24 protein-coding genes are annotated in these 25,120 nt (G+C 45.3%); 10 read left to right on the forward strand and 14 right to left on the reverse strand.

Going from position 1 to position 25,120, the window contains the following annotated elements; translation table 11 throughout:
• Positions 1-10: 10 nt before the first annotated feature.
• Positions 11-1,009 carry a glycosyltransferase gene (locus NIASO_RS05035; protein ID WP_008582956.1) on the reverse strand — a complete coding sequence of 333 codons (999 nt, stop codon included), beginning with the start codon at positions 1,007-1,009 and terminating at the stop codon, positions 11-13.
• A gap of 360 nt (positions 1,010-1,369) precedes the next feature.
• Here NIASO_RS05035 and rocD point away from each other — a divergent pair, with 360 nt between their 5' ends.
• Together rocD and NIASO_RS05045 are read left to right on the forward strand one after the other, a co-directional pair.
• Positions 1,370-2,602: an ornithine--oxo-acid transaminase gene (gene rocD, locus NIASO_RS05040; protein WP_008582954.1), complete on the forward strand. Its 1,233-nt coding sequence runs from the start codon at positions 1,370-1,372 to the stop codon at positions 2,600-2,602.
• Positions 2,595-3,197 (forward strand): hypothetical protein, encoded by a 603-nt coding sequence (locus NIASO_RS05045; protein WP_008582953.1) that lies wholly within the window; start codon positions 2,595-2,597, stop codon positions 3,195-3,197. The genes rocD and NIASO_RS05045 overlap by 8 nt, the downstream gene beginning before the upstream one ends.
• Positions 3,198-3,200: 3 nt before the next feature.
• On the opposite strand, the gene NIASO_RS05050 is transcribed toward NIASO_RS05045, so the two are convergent.
• Entirely contained in the window at positions 3,201-3,608 is a 408-nt protein-coding gene (locus NIASO_RS05050) for a hypothetical protein (protein WP_008582951.1), read from the reverse strand.
• A gap of 346 nt (positions 3,609-3,954) precedes the next feature.
• On the opposite strand from NIASO_RS05050, the gene NIASO_RS05055 reads away from it, so the two are divergent.
• A complete protein-coding gene (locus NIASO_RS05055; protein WP_025298726.1) occupies positions 3,955-4,530 on the forward strand; it encodes an RNA polymerase sigma factor in 576 nt (191 codons plus the stop codon).
• A complete protein-coding gene (locus NIASO_RS05060; protein ID WP_008582947.1) occupies positions 4,520-5,815 on the forward strand; it encodes a carboxypeptidase-like regulatory domain-containing protein in 1,296 nt (431 codons plus the stop codon). The genes NIASO_RS05055 and NIASO_RS05060 overlap by 11 nt, the downstream gene beginning before the upstream one ends.
• Positions 5,816-5,975: 160 nt before the next feature.
• On the opposite strand, the gene NIASO_RS05065 is transcribed toward NIASO_RS05060, so the two are convergent.
• From NIASO_RS05065 to NIASO_RS05075, 3 genes are read right to left on the reverse strand one after another with little or no spacing between them, the layout of a single operon-like run.
• On the reverse strand, positions 5,976-6,950 hold the full coding sequence (locus NIASO_RS05065) for a 3-keto-disaccharide hydrolase (RefSeq protein ID WP_008582946.1): 975 nt from the start codon (positions 6,948-6,950) through the stop codon (positions 5,976-5,978).
• Positions 6,951-6,989: 39 nt separating this feature from the next.
• Positions 6,990-8,354, reverse strand: a complete 1,365-nt coding sequence (locus tag NIASO_RS05070) for a sulfatase-like hydrolase/transferase (protein ID WP_008582945.1) — start codon at positions 8,352-8,354, stop codon at positions 6,990-6,992.
• 32 nt (positions 8,355-8,386) lie between these two features.
• Positions 8,387-8,974: a GNAT family N-acetyltransferase gene (locus tag NIASO_RS05075; protein WP_008582944.1), complete on the reverse strand. Its 588-nt coding sequence runs from the start codon at positions 8,972-8,974 to the stop codon at positions 8,387-8,389.
• 510 nt (positions 8,975-9,484) lie between these two features.
• Here NIASO_RS05075 and NIASO_RS05080 point away from each other — a divergent pair.
• Both NIASO_RS05080 and cdd read left to right on the forward strand, forming a co-directional pair.
• Positions 9,485-12,043, forward strand: a complete 2,559-nt coding sequence (locus NIASO_RS05080) for a M1 family metallopeptidase (RefSeq protein ID WP_008582943.1) — start codon at positions 9,485-9,487, stop codon at positions 12,041-12,043.
• Between the two features lie 220 nt (positions 12,044-12,263).
• Complete coding sequence (gene cdd, locus NIASO_RS05085) at positions 12,264-12,749, forward strand: cytidine deaminase (RefSeq protein WP_008582942.1); 486 nt, start codon at positions 12,264-12,266, stop codon at positions 12,747-12,749.
• 57 nt (positions 12,750-12,806) lie between these two features.
• Here the strand turns inward: cdd and NIASO_RS05090 are convergent, their stop codons facing one another.
• From NIASO_RS05090 to NIASO_RS05120, 7 genes are all read right to left on the reverse strand, one after another.
• Positions 12,807-13,358 carry a dihydrofolate reductase family protein gene (locus tag NIASO_RS05090; protein WP_008582941.1) on the reverse strand — a complete coding sequence of 184 codons (552 nt, stop codon included), beginning with the start codon at positions 13,356-13,358 and terminating at the stop codon, positions 12,807-12,809.
• A gap of 2 nt (positions 13,359-13,360) precedes the next feature.
• Positions 13,361-13,684: a helix-turn-helix domain-containing protein gene (locus NIASO_RS05095; RefSeq protein ID WP_008582940.1), complete on the reverse strand. Its 324-nt coding sequence runs from the start codon at positions 13,682-13,684 to the stop codon at positions 13,361-13,363.
• A gap of 2 nt (positions 13,685-13,686) precedes the next feature.
• Positions 13,687-14,034 (reverse strand): type II toxin-antitoxin system RelE/ParE family toxin, encoded by a 348-nt coding sequence (locus NIASO_RS05100; RefSeq protein ID WP_008582939.1) that lies wholly within the window; start codon positions 14,032-14,034, stop codon positions 13,687-13,689.
• 171 nt (positions 14,035-14,205) lie between these two features.
• Positions 14,206-14,574: a dihydroneopterin aldolase gene (gene folB / locus NIASO_RS05105; protein ID WP_008582938.1), complete on the reverse strand. Its 369-nt coding sequence runs from the start codon at positions 14,572-14,574 to the stop codon at positions 14,206-14,208.
• Positions 14,575-14,783: 209 nt separating this feature from the next.
• Entirely contained in the window at positions 14,784-15,734 is a 951-nt protein-coding gene (gene trxB, locus NIASO_RS05110; RefSeq protein WP_008582937.1) for a thioredoxin-disulfide reductase, read from the reverse strand.
• 87 nt (positions 15,735-15,821) lie between these two features.
• The gene (bla, locus tag NIASO_RS05115) at positions 15,822-16,685 is read right to left on the reverse strand and encodes a subclass B3 metallo-beta-lactamase (protein WP_025298727.1); all 864 of its coding nucleotides are present in this window, start codon (positions 16,683-16,685) and stop codon (positions 15,822-15,824) included.
• 54 nt (positions 16,686-16,739) lie between these two features.
• Positions 16,740-19,004: a Tex family protein gene (locus tag NIASO_RS05120; protein ID WP_008582935.1), complete on the reverse strand. Its 2,265-nt coding sequence runs from the start codon at positions 19,002-19,004 to the stop codon at positions 16,740-16,742.
• Positions 19,005-19,098: 94 nt separating this feature from the next.
• Here NIASO_RS05120 and NIASO_RS05125 point away from each other — a divergent pair, with 94 nt between their 5' ends.
• Complete coding sequence (locus NIASO_RS05125; protein ID WP_008582933.1) at positions 19,099-19,659, forward strand: helix-turn-helix domain-containing protein; 561 nt, start codon at positions 19,099-19,101, stop codon at positions 19,657-19,659.
• Positions 19,660-19,711: 52 nt separating this feature from the next.
• On the opposite strand, the gene NIASO_RS05130 is transcribed toward NIASO_RS05125, so the two are convergent.
• The gene (locus NIASO_RS05130) at positions 19,712-20,353 is read right to left on the reverse strand and encodes a (4Fe-4S)-binding protein (RefSeq protein WP_008582932.1); all 642 of its coding nucleotides are present in this window, start codon (positions 20,351-20,353) and stop codon (positions 19,712-19,714) included.
• A gap of 277 nt (positions 20,354-20,630) precedes the next feature.
• Here NIASO_RS05130 and NIASO_RS05135 point away from each other — a divergent pair, with 277 nt between their 5' ends.
• The 3 genes from NIASO_RS05135 (at position 20,631) to NIASO_RS05145 (ending at position 24,322) form a co-directional block, all read left to right on the forward strand.
• On the forward strand, positions 20,631-22,856 hold the full coding sequence (locus NIASO_RS05135; RefSeq protein WP_008582931.1) for a heavy metal translocating P-type ATPase: 2,226 nt from the start codon (positions 20,631-20,633) through the stop codon (positions 22,854-22,856).
• Between the two features lie 100 nt (positions 22,857-22,956).
• A complete protein-coding gene (locus NIASO_RS05140; RefSeq protein WP_008582930.1) occupies positions 22,957-23,694 on the forward strand; it encodes a Bax inhibitor-1/YccA family protein in 738 nt (245 codons plus the stop codon).
• A 115-nt stretch (positions 23,695-23,809) separates the two neighbouring features.
• Positions 23,810-24,322 carry a hypothetical protein gene (locus tag NIASO_RS05145; protein WP_008582927.1) on the forward strand — a complete coding sequence of 171 codons (513 nt, stop codon included), beginning with the start codon at positions 23,810-23,812 and terminating at the stop codon, positions 24,320-24,322.
• Between the two features lie 49 nt (positions 24,323-24,371).
• On the opposite strand, the gene NIASO_RS05150 is transcribed toward NIASO_RS05145, so the two are convergent.
• Positions 24,372-25,115, reverse strand: a complete 744-nt coding sequence (locus tag NIASO_RS05150; protein WP_008582925.1) for a 3-keto-disaccharide hydrolase — start codon at positions 25,113-25,115, stop codon at positions 24,372-24,374.
• Positions 25,116-25,120 lie beyond the last annotated feature (5 nt).

Here is a 25,120-nt window from a genome sequence, read left to right on the forward strand (position 1 = left end):
ATTTCTTATTTCAAATCCCCGCTTCCAGCTCATACCTCTTTATCATTCGCTTCCGCAATGCCGGTCCCTTTATCAATCGCTTCGCCCAAAGCCAGCCCCTTTTTAAACTCAGCGGCTGCCGTTCTCCAAAATACCGGATATACTCCAGTACGCTATTGGTGATATTCAGATTTTTTAGCGCAAACTCCCTGAAAAAAGCGCCATCTTCTTTCTTAAACTTTTTCAATTCTGCTGTTAATGCGGGTATCGTAAACGAATGCCCATAATACCGTCCCGAGCAATTTTTCAAAATGCTTTCTTCCAGTATTTCTTTCACGTATCCATCGCCGCAGGCAGGGTAATAAGAGCGGCTGTCAAAAATAACTACAGGCCGGCCGCAGGCCATCGCTTCGTAGGCAGAGCGCCCCACACCTACCACCAGGTCTGCCTGGTTTATGAGTTGCTCAACGTTCCAACCGGGGTTCTCATATTTATTCAGATAAATAAATGCCGCACCCAGTTCCCGTGCTGAAGCTGCTATCATTTGGTTGGCCTCATCTGAATGGCAAAGACTTAAAACCGTCTTCAGCTCGGATTGCAGCGGGACGGCAGCTTTGAAGCGCTCCAGGTTAATACCATTCAAAATGATCTTGCTTTTTATGTGTTTGTGCTGAAGATGTTCCTGTACTTCCTTTGAAATAGCAACATGTTTATGCGCATAGGAAGAGGGTTGTTCCAGCTCGGGGAAAACACCATGACAGGTTTGGATAATGAAGCCCCGGTTTACAAGGTATTTGACGCAGGAATTGTGATTGGCCAATATCAGGTCATATTTTTTCTTTGACATAAAGCCGGCACCAAGATCATTTTCGATTTTATCCGATACCAGGCCTTTATAAAAGGTAAAGTATTCCACCTCGAAACCGAGCCGTTTTAACTCCCCGATCAACGTATAGGCGAACGTTTCCGAGCCCCCCAGGTCTTTTAAATGATTAGTAGCTACAAGAATTGAGCGTGGATATTTTTTCATAATTGTAATTACCTGTTAGACGACAAACCCTGTAAAAACATTCAGTTCATTTATTTCCGCCTTGCTAAACTTCATCGTGGCTGATTCTTTTTCTACTGAGATGCAGAATAAAACGGAGAAATTTTTTCAATGCTGATCTGGTCAATTTGATGAGTTAACTCATAGGTGCTCCCTGCCGCCGGATAAAAATAATTGTCGGCCCTGGTATTTTTTTGTATCTTGGCGGCATGCAAAAAGTAAGCAGTAAACAATTATCCTTCCTGCGACAGCATCTTGATCTGTTGAACCACTGACGTAACTCCCGCGGTTAACTGCTTTTTTTATTATTTTCTTTTTACTATTTCGCTTTAATTTTTGTATATGTCTGCAATTGCTCAAAATACCAGCGCGTATTTTATCGATCTTGAAGAAGCCCATGGTGCCCATAATTATCACCCCCTGCCTGTTGTGCTATCAAAAGGCGAAGGCGTATTTGTATGGGATGTTGATGGGAAAAAGTATTACGATTTCTTAAGTGGTTATTCTGCCGTGAACCAGGGCCATTGCCACCCCAGGATCGTGGAAGCCTTTACTGAACAGGCCCGCAGGCTAACGCTGACCAGCCGCGCGTTTTATAACGACCAACTGGGCGCTTTTGAAAAATTTATTACCGGGCTGTTGGGCTATGATAAAGTGTTGCCTATGAACACGGGCGTTGAAGCTGTGGAAACTGCTTTAAAATTATGCAGGAAATGGGCATACGAAGTAAAAGGCATTGCCGAAAACGAAGCAGTGATCATTGTTTGCGAGCAGAATTTTCATGGCCGTACCACCACTGTTATTTCTTTTAGCAGCGATCCTTCCTCCCGGAAAAACTTTGGTCCGTTCACCGGCGGGTTTGTCCGTATTCCTTACAACGACCTGCAGGCACTGGAAACCGTATTGCAGCAAAAAAACATAGCCGGGTTTTTAGTGGAACCCATCCAGGGGGAAGCCGGCGTTATTGTTCCGGATGCAGGATATCTCTCCACCGCAAAAAAAATGTGCGCAGATGCTAATGTTTTATTTATAGCAGATGAGATCCAGACCGGCCTTTGCCGTACCGGTTATATGCTGGCCTGCGATGAGGAAAAAGTGCGCCCCGATATAGTGCTGTTGGGCAAAGCCCTGAGCGGGGGTATGATGCCGGTAAGCGCGGTATTAGCCGATGACGAAATTATGCTCACCATCAAACCCGGCGAGCATGGTTCCACCTATGGGGGCAATCCGCTGGCAGCCGTAACAGCCGTTGCCTCCCTGGAGGTATTGCTTGATGAGGATATGGCGCAACAGGCATTGGAACTGGGCGCTTATTTTCGCAGCCAACTGGAAGGGCTTGCTTCCCCGCATATCCGCATCATCCGGGGGAAAGGTCTGTTAAACGCCATTGAGATCAACGCTTCTGATCCTGATGCAGCCTGGAAGCTGTGTTTGGAAATGATGCAGAAAGGGTTGCTGGCAAAACCCACCCATGGTGATAAGATCCGGTTTGCCCCACCCCTCTGTATTACAAAAGCGCAACTGGATGAATGTATTGCCATCATTAAAACTTCTTTAACAATACTGGATGCCTGATTCGTCGCAAAGCTATATCACCTCTGTTTTGATCGGGTTGATTGACGGAATTATCATCCCCCTTACCGTGTACTGTTTTCTCATCGGCCTGGGAAAGCGCCCTTTTGATGTATGGAGCTATTCGTTATGTATTGTAGCGGGCACTGCGCTGATCCTCGCCGCAGGCGGCTATTTTACCCGAAGGGAAGAGCGTTCGCATACACATCAGCAACGGATATTGAACGTGTACAAAGGATTAGATGTGCCCGGTCTTATAAAAGAGGAGCTCATTAAAGATGCGCAGCGCGAAAATGAGGAATGGAACGATTCCTGGAATAGTAAGATGCCGTCAGCAGAACCACTTCCGCCTTTTAAATATGCCGCTGCTATATTTGCAGGTTGTATGACAGGTGGAACCGTTGTTCTTTTAAATGCCCTGAAATTTATTCCGCCTGACTGGAGGTTCTTTGTTGTTCCGGTAGTGCTGCTGATGGGATCAGGATTGCTGAAATACAAACTTTTTGGACGCCCGGCCTTCGGCGGAATGCTGCTTACCGGTGGCGCGGGGCTGATGGCGGCTTTGGGCGCTTATTGGATTGCTATATTTCTTCGATAAAAATTAACTGTCTGTTTCTTCCTTCAATTCCATTTGGGGGAAAAGGATCGTAAGCATCAGGATAACCGAAGCAATCAACACCAGGAACAAGCCAATTTGTCTTTCGGGACAATCGCCGGCCTCGCAACGGCTAAACAGAATAAAATTACGTATGGCCCAACCCAGATTCAATACCCCAAATAACAGGTTCATTCGTTTGGCCCATAATTTTGGAATAAACGTAAGGATCAGTATAATTCCCGCCAGGAAAAAATGGTTATAAGCAGGTTTTCCAAATCGCGTGCCGGTAGTATCTACCCCCGAAATGGTGAGGTGTTGCGATGCAATGATCGCCCAGGGCATAAAACATCCGATAGCAAGCGTCAATGCAGCCAGTAATGCGATCCATTGAGAACGACTTAGAATTTTCATGCTGCAAATAAAAAACAAACAGGTTTATAAAACAAGAACACCCTTAAAAAAGGATGTTCTATGAATTTTACAGGATAATATCTTAACAGGCGTTAAAGCAAGAGTTCGTTTACATCTTAACACCGTATTAACTGGCTTTATATTTAATATCTAAATATTATGCCAAAATCAAACTACAACGGCGGCCGTTACACATTTAATTAATTTTCAGAAGCTTACATCGAAATAAATCATTTATACAACTGTCCTGCCGCGTAATATTTGTACTCAAAGATGATGGACGGCACGCAAAAAAAATTAACTTGCAACGGATGAAAAAACATCGCGACTTGTAACTGGTTCCTGCTTGGGCAAAATTGTTTCCATACCTGTTCCTGCGGCAATGAATGATGCCGAACTTCTTGATCTGTTTAAGCAGAAGGGAGATCAGGAGGTGTTGGCGGGTTTATACCTGAGGTACAGCGATCTGGTTTATGGTGTATGTTTGAAGTATTTGGGGGAAGCCGAAGAAGCTAAAGATGCCGTAATGAATATTTACCAGGAGCTGAGGGAAAAGCTACCACGGCATGAAGTACAGCATTTTAAAAGCTGGTTGTATGTTTTGGCTAAGAACCACTGTTTGATGTTGTTACGGGCGGCCAAAAAAAACAGAACCGTTTCCCTGGAAGCACAAAATGTGCAATCCGACGACTTTTCGCATCTGGATAGTATAATGGAGAAGGAAGAAACGTTTAAAAAACTAGAAAAATGTATGGAAGGCCTTCCGGATGAGCAGGAAAAAACCATCCGGTTGTTTTATTACGATAATAAATGTTACAACGAGATCGCGCTATCAACAGGTCTGGAATGGAACCGGGTGCGAAGCCTGATCCAGAATGGCCGGAGAAATTTAAAAAATTGTATGGAAAAAGATGCCGACTGATCCAACATATCTATACACTTTTGAGGATATTCAGCGTTACCTGAGCGGGAGTATGGCCGCTTCGGAAATGCATGAGATGGAAAAAGCTGCGCTGAACGATCCCCTGCTGGCCGACGCACTCGAAGGATACCGTGCGGCATCCCCTGCAACAACTGCACAACACTTAACTGAAATAAAAACCCAGATTGCCGCAATAAAAACGGAAACCAAACCGACGCCCGTCATTCCTATACAAACCAGGAAAGCCAGGTGGTGGCAGGGATTATCGGCCGCAGTGCTGATCGGTTTAATGGTGCTGGCAGGATGGCTTTTTATGAAACCAGCAGTAAAAGAGGGTCAGTTGCCTATAGCACAAAATGCTACCCCTCCGGCACCATTAACAACGGAGCAGGTGCCGGTAAAACCGGATAGCGCTGTGCAGGTAGCTGCTATTACTGAAAAACTTCCCAAGCTTGTAACCAGCAAAAAAACAGGTATACAAAAACATACCGCCCCTGCTGCCGTTCCACCCGCTACCCTGGCGTTGCCGAACCCGGAACCACTTGCCGATCACACCCTTGCGGCAGCCCCTTTAAAAAAGCCGGCAATAGGCGACACAAGAGAAATAGCCTCCCTGCAGCCATCAGAAAATCCGGTATTGGCTATGCGCCGGAATTATTCCTATAGCGACAATAGTACTTTGCTCACCGGCGCACCCCGGCAGTTTTTTTCGGGAAAAATACTTGATCTGAAAGGGCGACCTATTCCGGGCGCCAGCATCATGGTATCAGAACATAATGCCACCCTTTCTAATACCGATGGCAGCTTTCGCCTGCCGGCACCGGATTCTATAGGTAATGTAAAAATTACAGCAGTGGGCTTTGATTCCAAAGCAGAACAGCTAATCGCGGGAAAAGTTATAAACGTAAGGCTTGACGAATCGCAAAACGCGCTGAATGATGTGGTGGTGATAGGTTATGGTACTCAAAAGAAGAGAAGCGCTACGGGAGCCCTGGCGAATGTAAAGGTTGATACACTTTCTTACAAGGAATCACCATACCCCCAGGGAGGCTGGGATCTTTTTTACAACAATCTTGCTACCAAAATGGGCGTTAACAATGCCACCGCTAATAGGGAACTGCATTTACTATTTGATGTAGATGAAGGCATTCCGAAAAATTTTACCATTATCAAAACCCCTGATACTGCTACGGCCGAAAAAGCCATCTCCATTATTCAAAAGGGCCCGCGATGGAAGGTGTTTAAAAGAAAGAAAAAAGTTGATCTGAAGTTAAAAGTTGATTAGGTAGCCTTTGTCATGGAAACACAGAAGCCGCGTAGCGGCGACCCATTGAAAGGCAATAATAAAATCGATTCCGGCTCATTATCTCATTGGAAAAATCGTGCATAAAAAAACAGGTATCAGCGTTCCCGCAACTACCTGTTTAAATATTTTTTTGATTGCTTTATTTAGCCGGTGTGATCACAATTTTTCTGAACTCGATGGGGCCATGATCGCCCTGAATATAGATGGGGCCGGGCGCTCCCTCATCGCTGTCCAGCGCGCCGCCGGTAATGCCGGGTATTTCCTGGTTGCAGATCACCGTTTTACCATTTGCCACAACCGTTACCATTCTTCCTACCAGTGTTATATCATAAGACTGCCACTGATCTGGCCCTAAAGCATTAATAACAGTAGGCGTTAAAAAGCCATAGATACCGCTAAACAAATGACTATCGGGATGCTTATCTTTCGGACTGTCTTCTATCTGCGTTTCATAGCGCCCTCTCAGGTACACGCCACTATTGCTGCCTTTGTGATAACGGAATTCCACATGTAGTTTAAAATCGGTGAATTTTTTTTCAGAGATCAAATTAGATCCTGAATGGGGGCTTGTCAAAACGCCGTTTTTCACGATCCATTGATTGGTAGTACCGGAGGTCCGCCAGCCTTCTAAATTTTTACCGTTAAATAAAGCGATGGGAGTTCCCCAAACGGGTGCCTTAGTGCGGTCGAGCCAGGGCGCCCGGACGCCTTTCCAGTTATATTGTTTTCCTTCGGCCGTTACAATAGTGCCTTCAATACCATCGCCCGCCAGGGCGCCGCTGATCTGAAAATCCCCGTCTCCTTTTTCCCATTGCGGCGGAATGGCGAAGTGAAATTTTCCATTGGTATAATGAACGTGCGCTATAGGGCGCACGCTGCCAACAATACACATAAACGACCCCACGAGTGCGCGGTTGCCGGAAAGGTTTACCTCCAGCCAGGCCGGCGCAGGCGTTCCATCCATATCGATAGTAATATCCCATCGGCCAATCAACTGAGAAGAATCGGCCGCAGCAGTGCCGGAAAAATGATTAGTGGTTGTTTTGGCAGTAACATTAAGCGCCGCAGCAAACAACAAGAGGCAAAAATTGAAACGAAGCAAGGATTGATACATAATTAAATTTTTCGGTTAAAACATTTTATAAGATAGTCATCAATTAGTTGTCATACCATGAAAAGAGTCGAATATCTGTTTAAGCTCTTTTGCCTTTTCAGGATTTGCCTTAATAAGGTTCGTCCGTTCCGCCGGGTCGGCATCCAGATCAAACAACTCCTTTGTAGCGGGAATCAGTTCATCCGTGGACTGCAGATGCCAATCCGGCGCTTCCCTGTATTTCCAATTGCCTACTTTTACCGCTTCCGGTTTACCATGATTTACTATAAAAATGGGCCGGTGTCTAAATTGCCCCTCTTTTGTTTTTCCCGTCAGGAGCATCCCTATATCCTGGCCATCCAGGGTTCTTCCTTTGGGTAACGGCGCTTTTGCCCATTGGGCTATTGTAGGCAAAATATCCAGGTTACTGATCGCACTCGCAGATTTTAAGCCTGCCGGTATTTTGTCTTTCCAATATACTATAAACGGCTCCCGCACACCGCCTTCATAGGACATTGCTTTGGCACCGCGAAAAATACCAGCCGTTCCTGCGTGATTTTTTTGCGTAACTCCATCGCCCGACATCCGGGGCGGAAAATCGCTCCAGGGGCCATTATCACTGGAGAAGATAAAGACGGTGTTATTCAGCAAATTTTTCTCCCCAAGTACTTTCCAGATCGCGGCAATGCTTTCATCAATTTCAGTAATTACTGCTCCCAATGCGCCGCCAGCCTTATTTTTCAGGTGTTGCTTTTGCGCGGCATAATACACGGGCAAATGGGGCATATTATAAGCAAGGTATAAGAAAAACGGTTGGCCCGGCCGCTGCTCTCTTATGATCTTTATACTTTCTTTTGTATATAACTGGGTAAGCGTTGAATCTTCCGGTTTAAAAATTTCCGGGGTCCTGTTGCGAAAGATCTTGATCACGGTATCGGTTTTTACATAGGGGGCGCGATAATCCTGACTGTACAGCATCCCATAAAAACGATCAAAGCCCTGCCCGGTAGGATAATTATAATCATGCTGATCTCCCAGGTGCCATTTACCCACCATTGCTGTTTTATAACCAGCGGCCTTCAGCATTTCTGCCATCGTTACTTCGGCATCCGGCAAGCCGAGTTTGGATCCGGGACCAATGGGGTCCGGAAGATTATACCGGGAAGCATAACGCCCTGTTAACAGCGAAGCGCGTGAGGGAGTGCAGGAAGGGCTGCTTACTATATAATTGGTGGACATAAATCCCGAACGAGCTATTTTGTCCAGAAAAGGCGTTTGAATGACCGGGTTGCCATAGCAACCGGGATCAGAATAACCCATATCATCCGCCAAAACAAAAATGATATTGGGCTGCTGCTGTGCTGATCCTGTTTTAACAACACTTAATAAGAAAAGCACCGGAAGCAAACGCAAGAATCGCAGCATTATATTTTTTTTCAAAAGTAATTACTATTGATCTAAGAAAGTCGCTTTTTTAAATGTTCTTTTACTGCTGGCCATTCGTCATCAATAATACTAAAGTAAGCCGAGTTTCTCTTTGTGCCATCACTGCGGATCATGTCATGGCGCAGCACCCCTTCAAACCGCGCGCCCACTTTGCCAATGGCTTTCCGGGAACGCTGATTATTTTCGTCTGTTTTTAATTGAAGCCGGACCACCTTCAGGGTTTCAAAGCAATAGGTGAATAATAAAAGCTTGCAGGCTTCATTCAGTCCGCTCCCCCAATAGTTCGGGTGTAGCCAGGTAGCGCCTACTTCAATCCTGTGGTTTGATGCATCAAAATCGATAAGGCTTGTTGTGCCGGCGACCATCGCCGTTTTTTTGTCAAAGACCACAAAAGGACATCGCTGCCCCTTTTGTTTAAGCGTTATTGTCTTGTCAAACATGAAACGAAAAGCTTCAGGGCTATCGCCTTTGTAAGGCATAAAGGCAAAAATGCGCGCGTCGTTTGCGGCAAGATATAATTCCTCAAAATGCTTTTGTTCCATTGGTACCAGTTCCGCGTAAGCATTCCCCAGAACCCGAACTTCGTTTACCCAACTCATAACTTATTATTAATTCCACCTTAAAGTAACGACAAAATATTTTAAGCGATTGTCCCGGCAGGGCGAACGCATAAATTGGTTAAGCTACGAATGCCCGCCTGTACCATCCGGGCAGGCAAGAATAAAATGATTAATCTATCCGTAAAATAATGAACACAAATAACGCCGACGGCGCATGGGATTCTGTACAACGAAATCGTTTAGACTGATTTTAAACCACATAGCCACAGTGGAAATCATGGCGTTTAAGGCGGTATAGAATCCCCGCCATGGCGGGGAACATAGCTAATGTGTTTTTATGTCCCTGTTATCTATATATCCTATGTATCTATCCCGCTGTGCGGGACAAATTATGGTTTAAAAAATTTCGTTGTATCCTTAAATCATGCTGCAACGCAGAACCATGGAACTGTGTCCGCCTCTGGAGGATTCGTGGCAATCTTTTAAATTTATGCATCCTCCCTGTTGTCCCGGTAGAAAATCAGCAATACAATAAATATATTTGTGTTTATGAACTATAAGTTTGCCGCCTTTTTTTTATTGGTACTGATCGCTGTTTCCTGCCGTAATAGGGCTCCGGAAACCATCATGAGGAAAGGCGTAACGGATTCCCTTGCCGCCCACAGAAAAACTATTTTAAAAGATATCCGGTATACGCTCCATTTCCAGGTACCTGCCGAAAAAGACAAAGAGATCCAGGCGAAAGAAACGATCCGTTTTTCCTATAGCTCAAAAAAAAGAAACTTGTTGCAGCTTGATTTTAAGGAAGCGCCGGATAAAATAAAAAAAATAATTATCAATAACCAGCCGGTGGCGGTAGTTTGCGAGAATGAGCATATTATTATTGAGTCTGCCTTTTTAAAAGAAGGCGCCAATCTGATAACTATTGATTTTATTGCCGGCAACGCTGCTTTAAACCGCAGGGATGATTTCATGTATACGCTGTTTGTTCCCGACCGGGCGCGTACCGTATTTCCCTGTTTTGATCAGCCCGACCTGAAAGCCGTATTCCAATTGAGCCTGACTATTTCAAAAGATTGGACGGGCATTGCCAATGGCGTGCTAACCGACTCCGTACTAAACGGCGGTTATAAAACATTGCATTTTGCAGCGACCGACAAACTCCCCACCTATCTTTTCTCCTTTGCTGCCGGCAGGTTTAATCGTGCCGTACAAAAATGGAGAAACAAAGACATAGAGTTTTTGTACAGGGAAACAGATAAAGAAAAGATCAATAACAGCCTGCCTGCGGTCTTTGATCTTTATAAAAAATCAGTTCTGTTTTACGAACAGTGGACCGGCATTCCTTTTCCCTTTCAAAAACATGGGATGGTGGCCATACCCGACTTTCAATTCGGCGGCATGGAGCATCCCGGAGCGGTGCTGCTTCAAAACGCATCATTGTTCCTGAACAAAGAAGCAACCGAAGGACAAATCAATAGCCGGGCACAGTTGCTGGCGCACGAAGTGGCGCATATGTGGTTTGGCGACCTCGTTACGATGAGCTGGTTTACCGATGTATGGATGAAAGAAGTGTTTGCCAACTTTATGGCGGATAAGGCCAATGCCAGCCCCAAAAACAAACAGGGATTTGCGCTGCAGTTCCTCACCACTCATCTCCCCTATGCTTATGCAACAGACCGTACACCCGGCGCTAACCCTATCCGGCAACCACTGGATAACCTGGAAAATGCAGGAACGCTTTATGGCAATATTATTTACCATAAGGCCCCGGTCATGATGCGGCAGTTGGAGCAACTGATGGGCGCCGCCGCCTTTCAGAAAGGCGTTTGCGAATATTTAAAGAAATATAGCTATGGCAATGCGGCATGGCCCGACCTGATCCGTATCATGGAACAATACACCCCGGCAGATCTTAACACCTGGAATACGGTCTGGGTAAATGAACCCGGGCGGCCGGTCGTTGACTATGCGGTTGAATATGAAAACGGACAGGTCAGCAATTTTTCCATCCGGCAAAAGCCGGAATACGGCAGAAGCCGGACCTGGCGTCAATCTTTTGATATCAGCTTTTATTATCCCGGACTGGTACGTTCATTAATCGTAAATGACAGTCTTTCTTCCCAGGAAATTCCCCGGGCCTTACAAAGAAAACAACCGCTGTTCATACAATTTAATGCCTCGGGAACCGGCTATGGCGTTTGGCCGGTTGATACCGCCATGTATCCGCGCTTGTTTAAGATTGAAGACAACGTAAGCCGTGCATCGGCCTATATAAACCTCTATGAGAATATGCTCAACGGGAGGTATAAAAAAGCAGAGGCGCTTCTTGACTTATTTGCTTCCGGCTTGCGACAGGAAACGGTGGAACTAAATCTTCAGTTGCTAACCGGCTATATCGGTTCCATTTACTGGAATTTTCTGGCGCCCGCCACCCGGAAAAAACGGGCAGGCAAACTGGAGCAGCTCATTTGGGAGGCGATGCAAAAACAAAAAAGCCCTAATAGCAAAAAGATCCTTTTCAAATGTTACCAGGATGTTTTTGAAACCGTGCCGGCACAGCAACAATTATACGAGATATGGCATTTGCAAAAACCTCCGGCTTCAGTAGTATTAAAAGAAGAAGATTATACCAGCCTTGCTTTTGCATTGGCTTTGCGAAAAGCCTGGCCCGATCTACTGCAACAGCAATTGCAACGCATAGAGAATCCAGATAGAAAAAAAAGATTTGCGCTCATTATGCCGGCCCTGTCATTCGACACGGCGGTCCGCGCCCGGTTCTTTAACGGTCTTTCCCGGAGAGAGAACCGTACCAACGAATCGGCTGTAGGAACTGCGCTCCTTTACCTGCATCATCCTCTGCGCCAGCCCTCTGCCGAGCCGTATTTGACCAAAACGCTGGAGCTTTTACCGGAAATACAAAAAACAGGGGATATCTTTTTCCCTGGAAACTGGCTCCAGTCGAGCTTTGGCAGTTATCAATCAAAATCAGCCTATGCGATCGTACAGGTATTTATGCAAAACCATAAGGACCTCAAAGAGAATTTAAAACAAAAAATATTGCAATGCACCGATAATCTGAGAAGGGCGCAGTTGATTGTTCAGTAAAATTATCTGTAACCCCGCCCCATACACAGCAAACATTTTTAATCATTTAGGAATTAAGGTAATTCAGAAAGAATCTTAATGACCCTTTTTACCACCAGTTACGTATTGATCTCAATGATGCTTACCCATAGTTGCGCATAATTGTTTTATCTCCACGCTTTTTCAAATCCGACTTCCTACAGCAAAATCTTATTATCTTTAAGGCTAATGATAAAGAGTGATGAAAGAAAAAAAATTTCAATTCTCCTATAAAGAGGTGCCCGACAGTAAAGACCTGAGCGACGAAGACGCTGCATTATTGCAACAGGCAAGAAAGGCCACTAAAAAATCCTATGCACCCTATTCGAAATTCAATGTAGCCTGCGCGGCAAAACTGGCAAACGGCCGCACGGTGATCGGGACCAACCAGGAAAATGCTTCTTACCCCGTGGGAATTTGTGCAGAACGGGCACTACTGGCTACCGTTGGCACCCAATATGCAGACGAGCCTATTGCAACACTGGCGGTAAGCTATCATTCGTTAAACGGTAAGAATGATCAGCCCATCTCTCCATGCGGTATGTGCCGGCAGGCTCTTTCGGAATATGAGAAACGTTCCGGCAATCCCATTCGCCTGTTGTTATCCGGAATGGAAGGGCCTGTTTATATCATTAATACGGTAAAAGACCTGCTGCCGCTGGCTTTCAGCGAAGAGCATTTAGGATAGACCGGGGGGATGTCTCTGCCACCTTTGCGGTTAAAAATACTTCTTAGACATCTTCGCTTAAGATCGCCCCGGTTCATAGTAAAGTATTACGCTTCCGGAAGCAAAGGTTTTTGTCCTTACAAGTTTAAGAAGAATTTTTTCGTTTATATTTTTAAACAACGGCAAACCCTTTCCTGCAACAACAGGATGCACACAAAGCTGGTATTCATCTATTAAATTAAGTTTTGTTAAGGCTGCGATCAGCCCCGGGCTGCCCACTAAAATATTACCGCCGGTTTCCTGCTTAAGTGCTGCAATTTCATCTTCCAAAGTTCGCTTTGCGATCCTTGCAGTTGCCCAGTCCACCTCTTTCAGCGTATGGGAAAAAACAATTTTTGGGATTCGGTCAATGGCCACCGCAAATGCGTCCATCGCTTTATTACCTGTGGGATCTTTCAACACGGTTGGCCAGTATTCCATAAGCTGATAGGTGATCCTGCCGTACAAAATAACGCCGCCATCATTTAAAAGATCGGCGTAATGCTGGTGCAGGGTTTCATCCGGGACGCCGGCCGTATGATCGCAAAAGCCGTCCACTGTCATATTGATTGCTGCAATTACTTTTCGCATGGTTAACAAGCTAAATTTTTATTATTCAACTCCACATTAAAATTCACTTTTGCGCCCAATGCGTCAAACACTTTTAAGATTGTTTCAAATCTCGCGTTTTTTACGCTATTCTCAATTTTTGATATTTGGGCTTTTTGCACACCTACCAAATCGCCCAATTGTTCCTGCGTTAAATTTCGTTCTTTCCTGGCATGCTTAATGGCTTGTCCTAATAAGTCAATTCGCAACTCATTTTCAAACACCTCACGTTTTTCCGTTCCACGTTTGCCAATGTGCTTATCGATCATTGTATCAAGGGAAACAGTTTTGAATCTATTGGTTGTCATAATTATTTATTTTTAATCTTATTGATTAAATATTGTTTTCTAATTTCTTCTGCCCGCTTTATTTCTTTAGCCGGCGTTTTTTGCGTCTTTTTCAAAATCCCATGTGTCGCTACAATCAAAGCTGGTTTTTCGTAGGTCGTATCCCAAAAAGAAAAAAGTCGGTACGCTTTACTGTTGTACAAGGTTCTGAACTCCCAAATAAAGTCATTAAGTTTTTTAAAAAGTTCGTTATCATTCACAAACTGAGCTTTTCTAATGTTATAATAAATTTTCTCTCTGGTTTTCTCGTCGAGAACTTCTAAAAACTCAACAGCTTCAGGTAATAATTCGATTTCAAAGGTTGGCTTCATCCGTAATTTTCACCAAAGATACATATTTCCCAATCGGGAAACAATTATTTTATAAAAATCCTTTTGTTTTACGAATGAATTACAAATCAGCTACTAATATTATCAGTCTATTTAAAAATAGGGCTTACACTGGTCAAATGTTTTCCTAAAAGAAAAGCTTATTTTGAGAAACTACCCAACAAATGTTCGTTCCAGCTCCACGCCCACCCTGCCTGAAAAATTCTCTATTGGCACCGTAAGTTTATACAGGCTCATCCGCAAATGTTTGATCTCTGGAAATTGGCTTTTCAATAGTTCCGCCAGCTCGGTCAAAAAGGTTTCCAGCAGCTCCCGCGGTTGCTGCATTTCTGTTTTTATCATATCGTAAATTGTCGCATAATTGAGCGTATCATGAATATGGGAAATGATACCTGCTGCTGCCGCAAAAGAAACAGCCAGGTTCATTTCAAATTCATTGCCGGCTTTTTTTTCCCCGGCATACAGGCCATGATAGGCAAAAAAGCGCAATTGCTCTAAACGGATGGTGATCAACTGAGACATTGTTATTTGCTTTTCAAGTGTAAAATTATATAAATTAAATTGCTGAGCAGGCTAAAGCAGGGCTCCAAATGATTAGCCGGGAAGTCGGAAAGACGGGAAGTTTTTTCATTTCTTACCTACCGTCTTTCCACCCTCCCGGCCCAGCTCTGCGAAACTTATAGTTTCGCAGCATCTTTCTGTCGCCTCCGGCGACATTATCAATATTATTACTAATGTATCCCTTTTTCGCCTAAATAACGTTCCGTATCCAGGGCCGCCATACAGCCACTTCCGGCAGCGGTTACCGCCTGGCGATAGATCTTATCCTGCACATCGCCTGCTGCGAAAACGCCTTCAACATTGGTTTTGGACGTACCCGGGATGGTTTTTATATAGCCTGCTTCATCCATATCCAGGAACGCTTTAAAAATAGCGGAGTTGGGCTCATGACCGATCGCCACAAAAAATCCATTGACCGCGATCTCCTGGGTTGCACCGGTTTTATTATTTTTTACCCGTACCCCCGTAACCGTTTTATCCCCTAATACTTCTTCGGTTTCGGTATTAAAATACACTTTGATGTTCGGCGTGCTCAACACCCGATCCTGCATTACCTTACTGGCGCGCATGGCTTCCTTTCGCACCAGCATATGAACGGTAGTGCACAATTTGGAAAGATACAGTGCTTCTTCCGCCGCAGTGTCTCCCGCCCCTACAATGGCCACTTCTTTTCCTCTGAAAAAGAAGCCATCACACACGGCGCAGGCGCTTACGCCAAACCCATTCAGGCGTTCTTCACTGGACAAACCCAGCCATTTGGCAGAGGCGCCGGTGGAAATGATCACAGCATCCGCTTCGATCAGTTTTTCATCATCAATCCATACCTTATGAGGCAGACTGGAAAAATCAACTTTTGTGGCAATGCCAAACCGGATATCGGCGCCCATTCTCTTGGCCTGTTTTTCAAAATCGATCATCATTTCAGGGCCCTGTACCCCGTCCGGATACCCCGGATAATTCTCCACTTCAGTTGTGATAGTCAATTGACCGCCCGGCTGAATACCCTGGTATAAAACAGGGTTAAGGTTGGCACGTGACGCATAAACTGCCGCGGTATAACCCGCCGGCCCCGAGCCTATAATTAAACACTTTACTCTTTCTGCTGCAATACCTTCAGTCATAGATTTAATTTGAATAATATACAAAAATAAAGGGAAAAGGTTTACCGGAGGAAAAGCTTCCCCACATTACAGGCAGTGGATTGTGAATTACTTGTCCTGCATTATTTTCGCCTGGTACGATTTATACAAATCGGCAAGGGCAGCGTCATAGTCCTTTCTGTCGGCAAACGCGCCGGGATTATATTTGCTATGGAGCGGATGTTTTTGCTGCAGATCGAATTGACTGGCATGTGCGGCCACCCACAGGTCAAAGGACAGCCTCTTCATTGCTGAAAAAGTATAGGCATAGTCGGACGCGATTCCCGGATACCCTGCCACCTCTGAAAATTTCCGGTCAACTATGATAGTAGGCATATTCGCCAGCAATACGCGATAGGTTTTGTTGTTGTCTTTTACATCCAGCATAAAACTACAGGACCCCATAGTATGACCGGGATGATGTAATAACTTTAAATGCGTTCCGCCCAGGGATACCGTATCCCCATCTTTCAGCAAACGGTCTGCTTTTACAGGAGCAAAAGTCGTCCCATATTTCCCCATTTCATAGTCCGACGCACCGCCGGAGGCCAGTACCGCCGCATCTTTTGCATCCACCATCATCAGAGCACCGGTTTGTTTTTTAATGGCTGCCATGGCACCTACATGATCATAATGAACCTGGTTGGTCAGGAGTATTTTGATATTTGTAAATTTAAAGCCCAGGGCTTCAATATTGGCTTTTATTAAAGGCAATGAGGCCGCAAGGCCTGTATTAACCAGTATATTCCCGTCGGGCGTTGTAACCAGGTAGCAGGCCAGTTCCTTTGTGCCCACATAATACAGGTTCCCAACGATCCGGAATGGAGCAAAGGGCTCCGACCATTCCGCAAGCGCCTTGGGTTCCACAACCTTTTGCCCGATAGCCGGCGAACAGACCAGGCTACAAATAAAGATGAACGACGCTATCCTCATATGAACGTTTATTGCTTTAGTCAGAAACAATTTGAGCTGCATAAAAACATTTTCTTAAGAATCTGCAAACTTTTTCCGGAGCGCATCCAGGCTCGACTGGAAGTTGTTTTTCGGATTATTTTGATTATTTTTTGCCGGCTGCTGGCGATTATTGCTTCCTGCTGGTCTTGACGGGGTTGCAGTTGCCGCAGCATCTTTCATACTCAGCGATATCCGCTTCCGCGCCACATCCACTTCCAGAACGGTTACCTCCACTTTCTGGTTCAGCTTCACCACCTCATTAGGATCGCTGACATAACGGTTCGACAAATGCGATACATGCACCAGGCCATCCTGCTTTACGCCTATATCTACAAAAGCGCCAAAGTTGGTAATATTCGTTACAATACCAGGCACCTTCATTCCTGCTTTCAGATCACTTACTGTAGCTAACCCCTCTGCAAAGCGGAATTCTTCAATGGCCGCCCGTGGATCGCGTCCGGGTTTTTCCAATTCTTTCAAAATATCTTCAATGGTGTATTGCCCCGCCGTTTCCGTTACAAAATCCCGGGCTTTAATTCCTTTTCTTAAATCCGCACTGGAAATCAGGTCGTTTACCGAACAATTTAAATTGCCGGCCATTGTTTCCACGATCGCATAACTTTCGGGGTGCACCGCTGAGTTGTCCAGTGGATTGACAGCATCCGGGATGCGCAAGAACCCGGCGCATTGCTCATAAGCCTTTGGCCCCAGCATGGACACTTTCAATAATTCTTCCCTGCTTTTAAACGCACCGTTTTTGGTACGATACTCCACAATATTTTTTGCGGTACTTGCCGTTAAACCCGAAACATACAGCAGCAAATGTTTGCTCGCTGTATTCACATCTACTCCTACATAGTTTACACAACTTTGCACTACCTGGTCCAGGCTATCTTTTAACCGGTTCTGATTTACATCGTGCTGGTACTGACCTACGCCAATGCTTTTGGCATCGATCTTTACCAGTTCACTCAGCGGATCCAGTAACCGGCGGCCGATGCTGATCGCCCCGCGCACGGTAACATCTTCGTCAGGAAATTCTTCGCGGGCCACTTCGCTGGCAGAATAAATAGAAGCGCCGCTTTCATTCACCATAAAAATAGAAACCGGTTTTCCGAAATCGATGCCACGCACCAGCTTTTCTGTTTCTTTACTCGCTGTGCCATTGCCGTACCCGATCGCGTCAATATTATAAGCAGCCACCATGCGTTTGATCGCCTGGGTGGCGCCCTGCCAGTCGTTCTGCGGCGGATGCGGGAATATGGTTTCGTATTTCATAAAAGTGCCGCTTTCATCTAAACAAACTACTTTACAACCGGTCCGGAACCCGGGATCAATGGCCAGGACTCTTTTATGGCCCAGTGGCGACGCCAGTAATAACTGTCGTAAATTTTCTGCAAACACTTTTATCGCCTCTTCATCGGCAGTTGTTTTGCTGTTCATACGAAACTCCGTTTCAATAGCGGGCTTCAGCAAGCGGCCGTATGCATCTTCAATGGCCAACCCCACTTGTGCGGATGTTTCATTCGATGATTTAATAAATTCATTTTTCAATTCACCAATTGCCGAATCTTTTTCAATGGCAATATCCATGATCAGATAGCCTTCCTTCTCCCCACGGCGGATCGCCAGGATGCGATGCGAAGGACATTTGGATAAGGGCTCTTTAAATTCAAAATAATCGCGGTATTTCTGTGCTTCTTCTTCCTCTTTTTTTGTGGTCAACACCCGTGAAGCCACTGATGCAGATTCAGCAAACAGTGAACGCACTAATGTTCGGGCAGATTCGCTTTCTGCGATCCGTTCCGCCACAATATCCCGCGCGCCCTGCAATGCATCCGCTTCATCTTTCACCTGTTCATTAATATATTTCGCCGCTTCACCGGATACATTTGCTGCGCCCTGCGCAAATAAAATATCCGCCAAGGGTTCCAGGCCTTTTTCAATAGCCACAGAAGCTCTTGTTTTGCGTTTGGGTTTGTAGGGTAAATAGATATCTTCTAATTCGGTTGCACTAATGCAGTCCTCAATCCGTTTTTTTAATTCCGGGGTTAATTTGCCGGCCGCTTCAATAGTCTTCAAAACGGTTTCTTTCCGTTTCTCCAGCTCGTCATAATATTTTATTTTATCGATCACCGATGCTACCTGTACCTCATCCATATTACCGGTTGCCTCTTTACGATAGCGGCTGATAAAGGGTATGGTAGCGCCTTCGGCATGTAACTGGTCCACATTACCTACCTGCTTCACCGCCAGGCTCAGATCTGCAGCAATTTGATGTATATATTTAGTATCCATTTTTTAAAATAATTGGGTTGCAAATGTAAGTGGTGCAACTTAAGAAACAAAGCACTGTGCATAAGATGCGTTTTTGTTAATTTTATGCACAATAATGAAACTTTATATAAAAAACATGGTCTGCGACCGCTGTAAAATGGCGGTAAATACTGCGCTGACGCATTTACACATCCCGGTAAAAAACGTTGACCTGGGAGAGGTTACGCTCGAGCGTACGATTACCCCAGGAGAAAAACAGCAATTGGAAGAAGAGCTGAACCAACTGGGGTTTGAATTGATCGACGACAAAAAGAGCCGGCTGATCGAAACCATCAAAAAGGAAATTATCGCGCTGGTGCACCACCAGGACGGAGAACTGAAAGTGAACCTTTCGGATTATCTGTCCGAAAAATTACATCGCGATTATAACTACCTGTCGAATCTTTTTTCCGAGGTAGAAGGCACTACTATTGAAAAATATTTTATCAACCAGAAAATTGAGCGGGTAAAGGAATTGCTGGTGTATGATGAATTATCCTTAAGCGAGATCGCCTACCAGTTGCATTATTCCAGCGTGGCACATTTAAGCAACCAGTTTAAGAAGGTGACCGGTTTTACGCCAAGTCATTTCAAGAACATCCGCGAGGAAAAACGTAAGCCGCTGGACAAAGTGTAAGGACCTGATACTCGATGCTTGATACTCGATCATCGATTCAGAAATCCAGAAACTAGGATCCAGCCTCCACTATCGAAAGTGCGCCACTGGGGCAGCGCGCTACCTGCTCTCTGATCCGATCAGCCGGAGCTCCATCCACATTGATCCATTTTTTTACTTTCGGGTCAAACACCTGGGGCAATTCTTTCCAGCAGCGGGTGGCATGGGCACAAAGTCCGGGCTTCCATACAACAGTTATGTCGTCATTCCGGTATAAAATCTTCTTCTCTTCGGGGCCGTCTTTTTTCATAAAAGTGCGCACCCTGATATCGTTTTCAAGAATCTTTGAGATGGGACAAGCCTTGGCGATCTCCTGCAGCCGCACCTTTTGCTCATCCGGCACCGCTTCCGTAAAATAAAGATCCCGGTCAATTACCGTAACGATTTTTCCCTCTTTTATTTCCTGGTACAGGTTGGTATTTACTTTTATTTCAGTGATAGCCCAGCCTTTCCGTTCGATATACATTTTCAACGTAATCAACGTGCAGGATGCAAGGGAAGCCAGCAGTAAGGTAAACGGATCTGGTCCCAGGTCCCGGCCGCCTTTCGATTCCGGCTCATCTGCAATAAAACTGCCATTGCGCCAGGTGATCGTACATTGATATTTTGCTGAGCCGATTCCGGCATTTACTGGTTTTTCAAGCTGATATTTCATAATTTGTTTTATTAGTATACTTAGAAGAACGCTGAATGCTTAACGCGCAAGGCAGATCGCTTGTTTTGCAGTATAATTCCCAACGCGCTACTTCCTATTCACTTTTCACCATTGACCATTTGCCGTTTTCCTTTTCCCAAAATTACGATTACTCTTGTTTTATTCGGTTAACATAGATTAAGCAACCGAAATATTATAAAACAAAGGAGAAATGGTGTAACAGTTCCGTCCCTTAAGGTTCGGAACTTTGTGTTATAATTTATTAAACCGATTTATTATGAGCACAGCAACAATAAAAGACACGAACACCATTAAGCAAAACATCCCCGTACTGGAAATGACCTGTGCTTCCTGTGCCGTTAGTGTAGAAAGCATGATCCAATCATTGCCAGGCGTCATCAATGCCTCTGTAAATTTCGCATCTGGTTCCGTGGCAGTGGAGTACCAGCCCGGATCCGTAACCGTTCAGGATATGCAACAGGCCGTGCAGTCAATTGGATATGATCTGTTCCTGGAAGACAAAACAAATACAACATCCCTTGAAGCTATTCATGCTAAAAAATTCCGGGGGCTCAAAAATAAAACGATGGGCGCTGCGATCATCACCCTGCCCTTAGTGATTATTGCCATGCTCTTTATGCATATACCCTATGCCAATGAAATCATGTGGGCCTTGTCAACACCCGTTGTTTTATATTTTGGGAAAGATTTTTTCATTAACGCATGGAAGCAAGCCAAACACCGTTCCGCCAATATGGACACACTGGTAGCCCTGGGTGCGGGCACCGCTTATCTTTTTAGCGTATTCAACACCTTGTTTCCCGGCTACTGGGCCGCACATGGGCTAACAGCGCATGTATATTTTGAAGCCGCGGCAGTTATTATTTGTTTTATCCTGCTGGGCAAACTTTTAGAGGAAAAAGCAAAAGGGAATACATCAGCCGCCATACGCAAACTGATGGGTTTGCAACCCAAAACAGTTACTATTATCAAAGCAAACGAAGAACAGGTAACAGTACCCATTGAGCAGGTGGCCAAAGGCGATCTGCTGCTGGTAAAGCCCGGTGAAAAAATCGCTGTAGATGGAACGGTAGTCGCAGGAAACTCTTATGTAGATGAAAGTATGCTGAGCGGCGAGCCCCTGGCCGTTATTAAAAATGAAGCAGACAAAGTATTTGCAGGCACCATTAACCAAAAAGGGAGCTTCCGTTTCAAAGCCGAAGGAATCGGTTCGGACACCCTGTTGGCGCAAATTATACGGATGGTGCAGGAGGCCCAGGGAAGTAAGGCCCCCGTGCAAAAACTGGTGGATAAAATAGCAGCCATCTTTGTACCGGTTGTTATGGTAATTGCATTGCTGGCATTAGCCAGTTGGGTGATCTGGGGAGGCGCTAACGGGCTCACCCAGGGCCTGATCGCATTTGCAACAGTATTGGTGATTGCATGCCCCTGCGCATTGGGATTGGCGACGCCTACCGCACTTATGGTGGGGATCGGCAAAGGAGCCGAAAAGGGGATCCTGATCAAAGACGCGATGAGCCTTGAACTAGCGAAAAAAGTGAATGCCCTTGTTTTGGATAAAACCGGCACGATTACCGAAGGCAGACCGGCCGTTACCAATAGTTACTGGGAGGCGGATACTGTTTACCTGCAACAGGTGCTGTATAGCATCGAGCAACAATCGGAGCATCCGCTGGCTGCGGCCATCGTTGCTTATTATAATGAAACAGCGGCAACGCCCATTACGCAGTTTGAAAGCATTACCGGCCGGGGGGCTAAGGCCACAGCATCGGGGAGCACCTATTATGTAGGCAATCAAAAATTATTGGAAGAGCACACCATTAACATACCGGATCATTTTTTGATTAAAGCAGACGAGTGGAGCAAGCAGGCGCAGACGGTGATCTGGTTTGCGAATGAGCAGAAAGTGCTGGCAGTATTTTCCATTGCGGATCAGATCAAAGCAACCACGGCTGAAGCCATTGCACAATTAAAACAAGCGAAGATTGAGGTATACATGCTTACCGGCGATAATGAGGCTACGGCCAAAGCTATTGCCGCCCAAACGGGCATATCCTCTTACCGTGCTGAAGTTACGCCCGCTCAAAAGGCCGATTTTATAAAAGAACTGCAACAACAGGGGAAGATCGTAGCAATGGCCGGAGATGGCATTAATGACAGCGCGGCGCTGGCGCTGGCGGATGTTGGCATCGCGATGGGCAAAGGAAGTGATATTGCCATGGATGTTGCAGGCATGACCCTGATCTCCTCCGACCTCAAAAAAATACCCGAAGCGCTCCGGCTGTCGAAACAAACGGTGGCCACTATCCGGCAAAATCTTTTCTGGGCGTTTATCTATAATATCATCGGCATCCCGGTAGCTGCAGGTATTTTGTACCCGGTAAATGGATTCCTCTTAAACCCGATGATTGCCGGGGCTGCCATGGCGCTCAGCAGCATAAGCGTAGTAAGCAATAGCCTGCGCTTAAAATGGAAACGCTAAGGGGTTTTAAACAAAAAGGTCATAATATTGTATTGAATATAACGTCCAAACTTTGGCAAAATGCTATTCTTGGGCTATTTTCACGAACAAATTCTTAAAAATGGAAGACAATTATTCAAGAAGTACACCAGAAACTATTTTTTCAAGACCCGAAGTCGTGGGTTCGCGGTCCAGGTCTTTTTTAGCAAACGTATTCAGCTACATGTTTGTGGCACTGGGTATCACTGCTGTTGTGGCCTATTTTTTTGCGGCCAATGCTGATACGTACCTGGTGCCGATCGCATCTAACAAATTGTTTTTATATGCCATAATCTTTGCGCCGCTGGGTTTTGTTTTATTGATGTCTTTTGCCTTTAACCGGCTTTCCGCCCCGGTATTGCTGGCATTGTTATTATTATATTCAGCCATTAACGGCATCAGCTTTAGCTTTATATTCCTGGCATACACCTCAGGTTCGGTATTTGGATGTTTTCTTACTGCTGCGCTGATGTTTGGAATAATGGCTGTAATGGGCTATACTACCAAACAGGACCTTACCTCTATGGGCCGTTTGATGACCATGGGTTTGATCGGCATCGTTATCGCGATGATCGTAAACTGGTTCTTAAAGAGCAGCTCATTCGACTATATCATCAGTTTCATCGGGGTGATCGTGTTCACCGGGTTAACCGCCTATGATGTGCAGAAATTAAAAAGGATCGGTGAAGGCATTGACGAACAAGGTAATGTTATGAGCGGCGATGTTAAGAAACTCGCGGTAATGGGCGCATTAAGTCTCTACCTCGATTTTATCAACTTGTTTTTGATGTTGCTGCGTTTATTCGGCAGAAGAAATTAGTGCGTTCAGGAAGGCTCTTAATGCCTCTTCACTCCTTAACCCAGAATCTTAATGGTTTAGATCAACAACATACTTAAATTTTAAAGCCGGTTTTATCGCCGGCTTTTTTCATCCTATGGAATTAAAAGCAATACTATCTGGCGCATCTCTTACAAAAGAACAGGTGGCTGCTATTGTAACCTGGATCGGGGCCGGTCAGCAACGGTTTGATGAGCTGTTTGGCATTTTCACAACGGGATCCAATCGCATGGTTCAAAGAACCGCATGGCCCCTTAGTTATTGTGTAATACAGCACCCTTCCCTTATTCAATCACATTACAAAACAATTATACAACTATTAACTGCTCCCGGGCAGCCGGCAGCAGTTAAACGCAATATTCTGCGGCTGCTGGACCAGGGTGCAGTATTTCCCAAAAAATTTCATGGACAAATCATTGACTTTTGTTTTAAAACCCTTGAAGATCCCAAAGAGCCCATCGCCGCCAGGGCCTTTTCCATGGGCATTCTTTCACGATTTACTGATACCTACCCCGAAATCCACCCTGAACTAAAAACCGTTGTGGAACTCATATTGCCAAATGCCTCGCCGGGAGTGAAAAGCAGGGCGCTGAAGATATTGAAGCAATAAAAAAGCGACCATTAACTGATCGCTTCAAAATATTTAAAAATCCGGAGGGCTATAACTTCCGTATTTTGATATCGCGGAACCAGATATCATGCCCGTGATCCTGCAAGGCAATATGCCCCGATTTGAACTTTGCAAAATCCTTCCATTTAGAAAACTTACTGCCGGCCACCAGTTGGTCCCATTCAGGACTGCCGATCTTAGCCCTTGCCGTGGTAACCCCGTTCAATTTCAACTCCAGGTTCCCATCTTTTAACCGGATCGTTGCAAGGTTCCATTCCCCCACGGGTTTGGGTTTTGAAGTGCTTTTAGCATCGATCAGATCATACAGGGCCCCTGCCAGGTGCTTGGTATTTTTATTGTCCTCCGCTTCTATATTATCCAGCACCTGCATTTCAGGTCCGGTAAGATAAGTGGCCGGGTATTTGGCTTTATCATCCTGCACCAGGAAAATAATTCCGCTGTTTACGCCCGGAGAAGCCTTCCATTCCACTTCCAGTTCAAAATTTTCATAGGCATCATTGGAAACAAGGTCACCGCCAGAAACACCGCTCGCTTTGGCTTTCGGATCAAACTGCAAACTGCCATCGGCCGCTTTCCAGGAGCCCTCGGCATTTTGTTTACCATAAATATGCCAGCCGTTCAATGTTTTCCCATCAAACAATAACTGCCATCCGGCAGCTTTTTCTTTTGCTGAAAGCGTATTGGGCTGCAGGGTGCCAGAAGCTTTTTTCTGCCCCGTACAGGAAGAAACAGTAAGCCCCGCTGCCAAAGCTGCTAAAACGATTTTATTCATTCAGA

It is taken from the genome of Niabella soli DSM 19437 (assembly GCF_000243115.2).
In the GTDB taxonomy this organism is placed as follows: domain Bacteria; phylum Bacteroidota; class Bacteroidia; order Chitinophagales; family Chitinophagaceae; genus Niabella; species Niabella soli.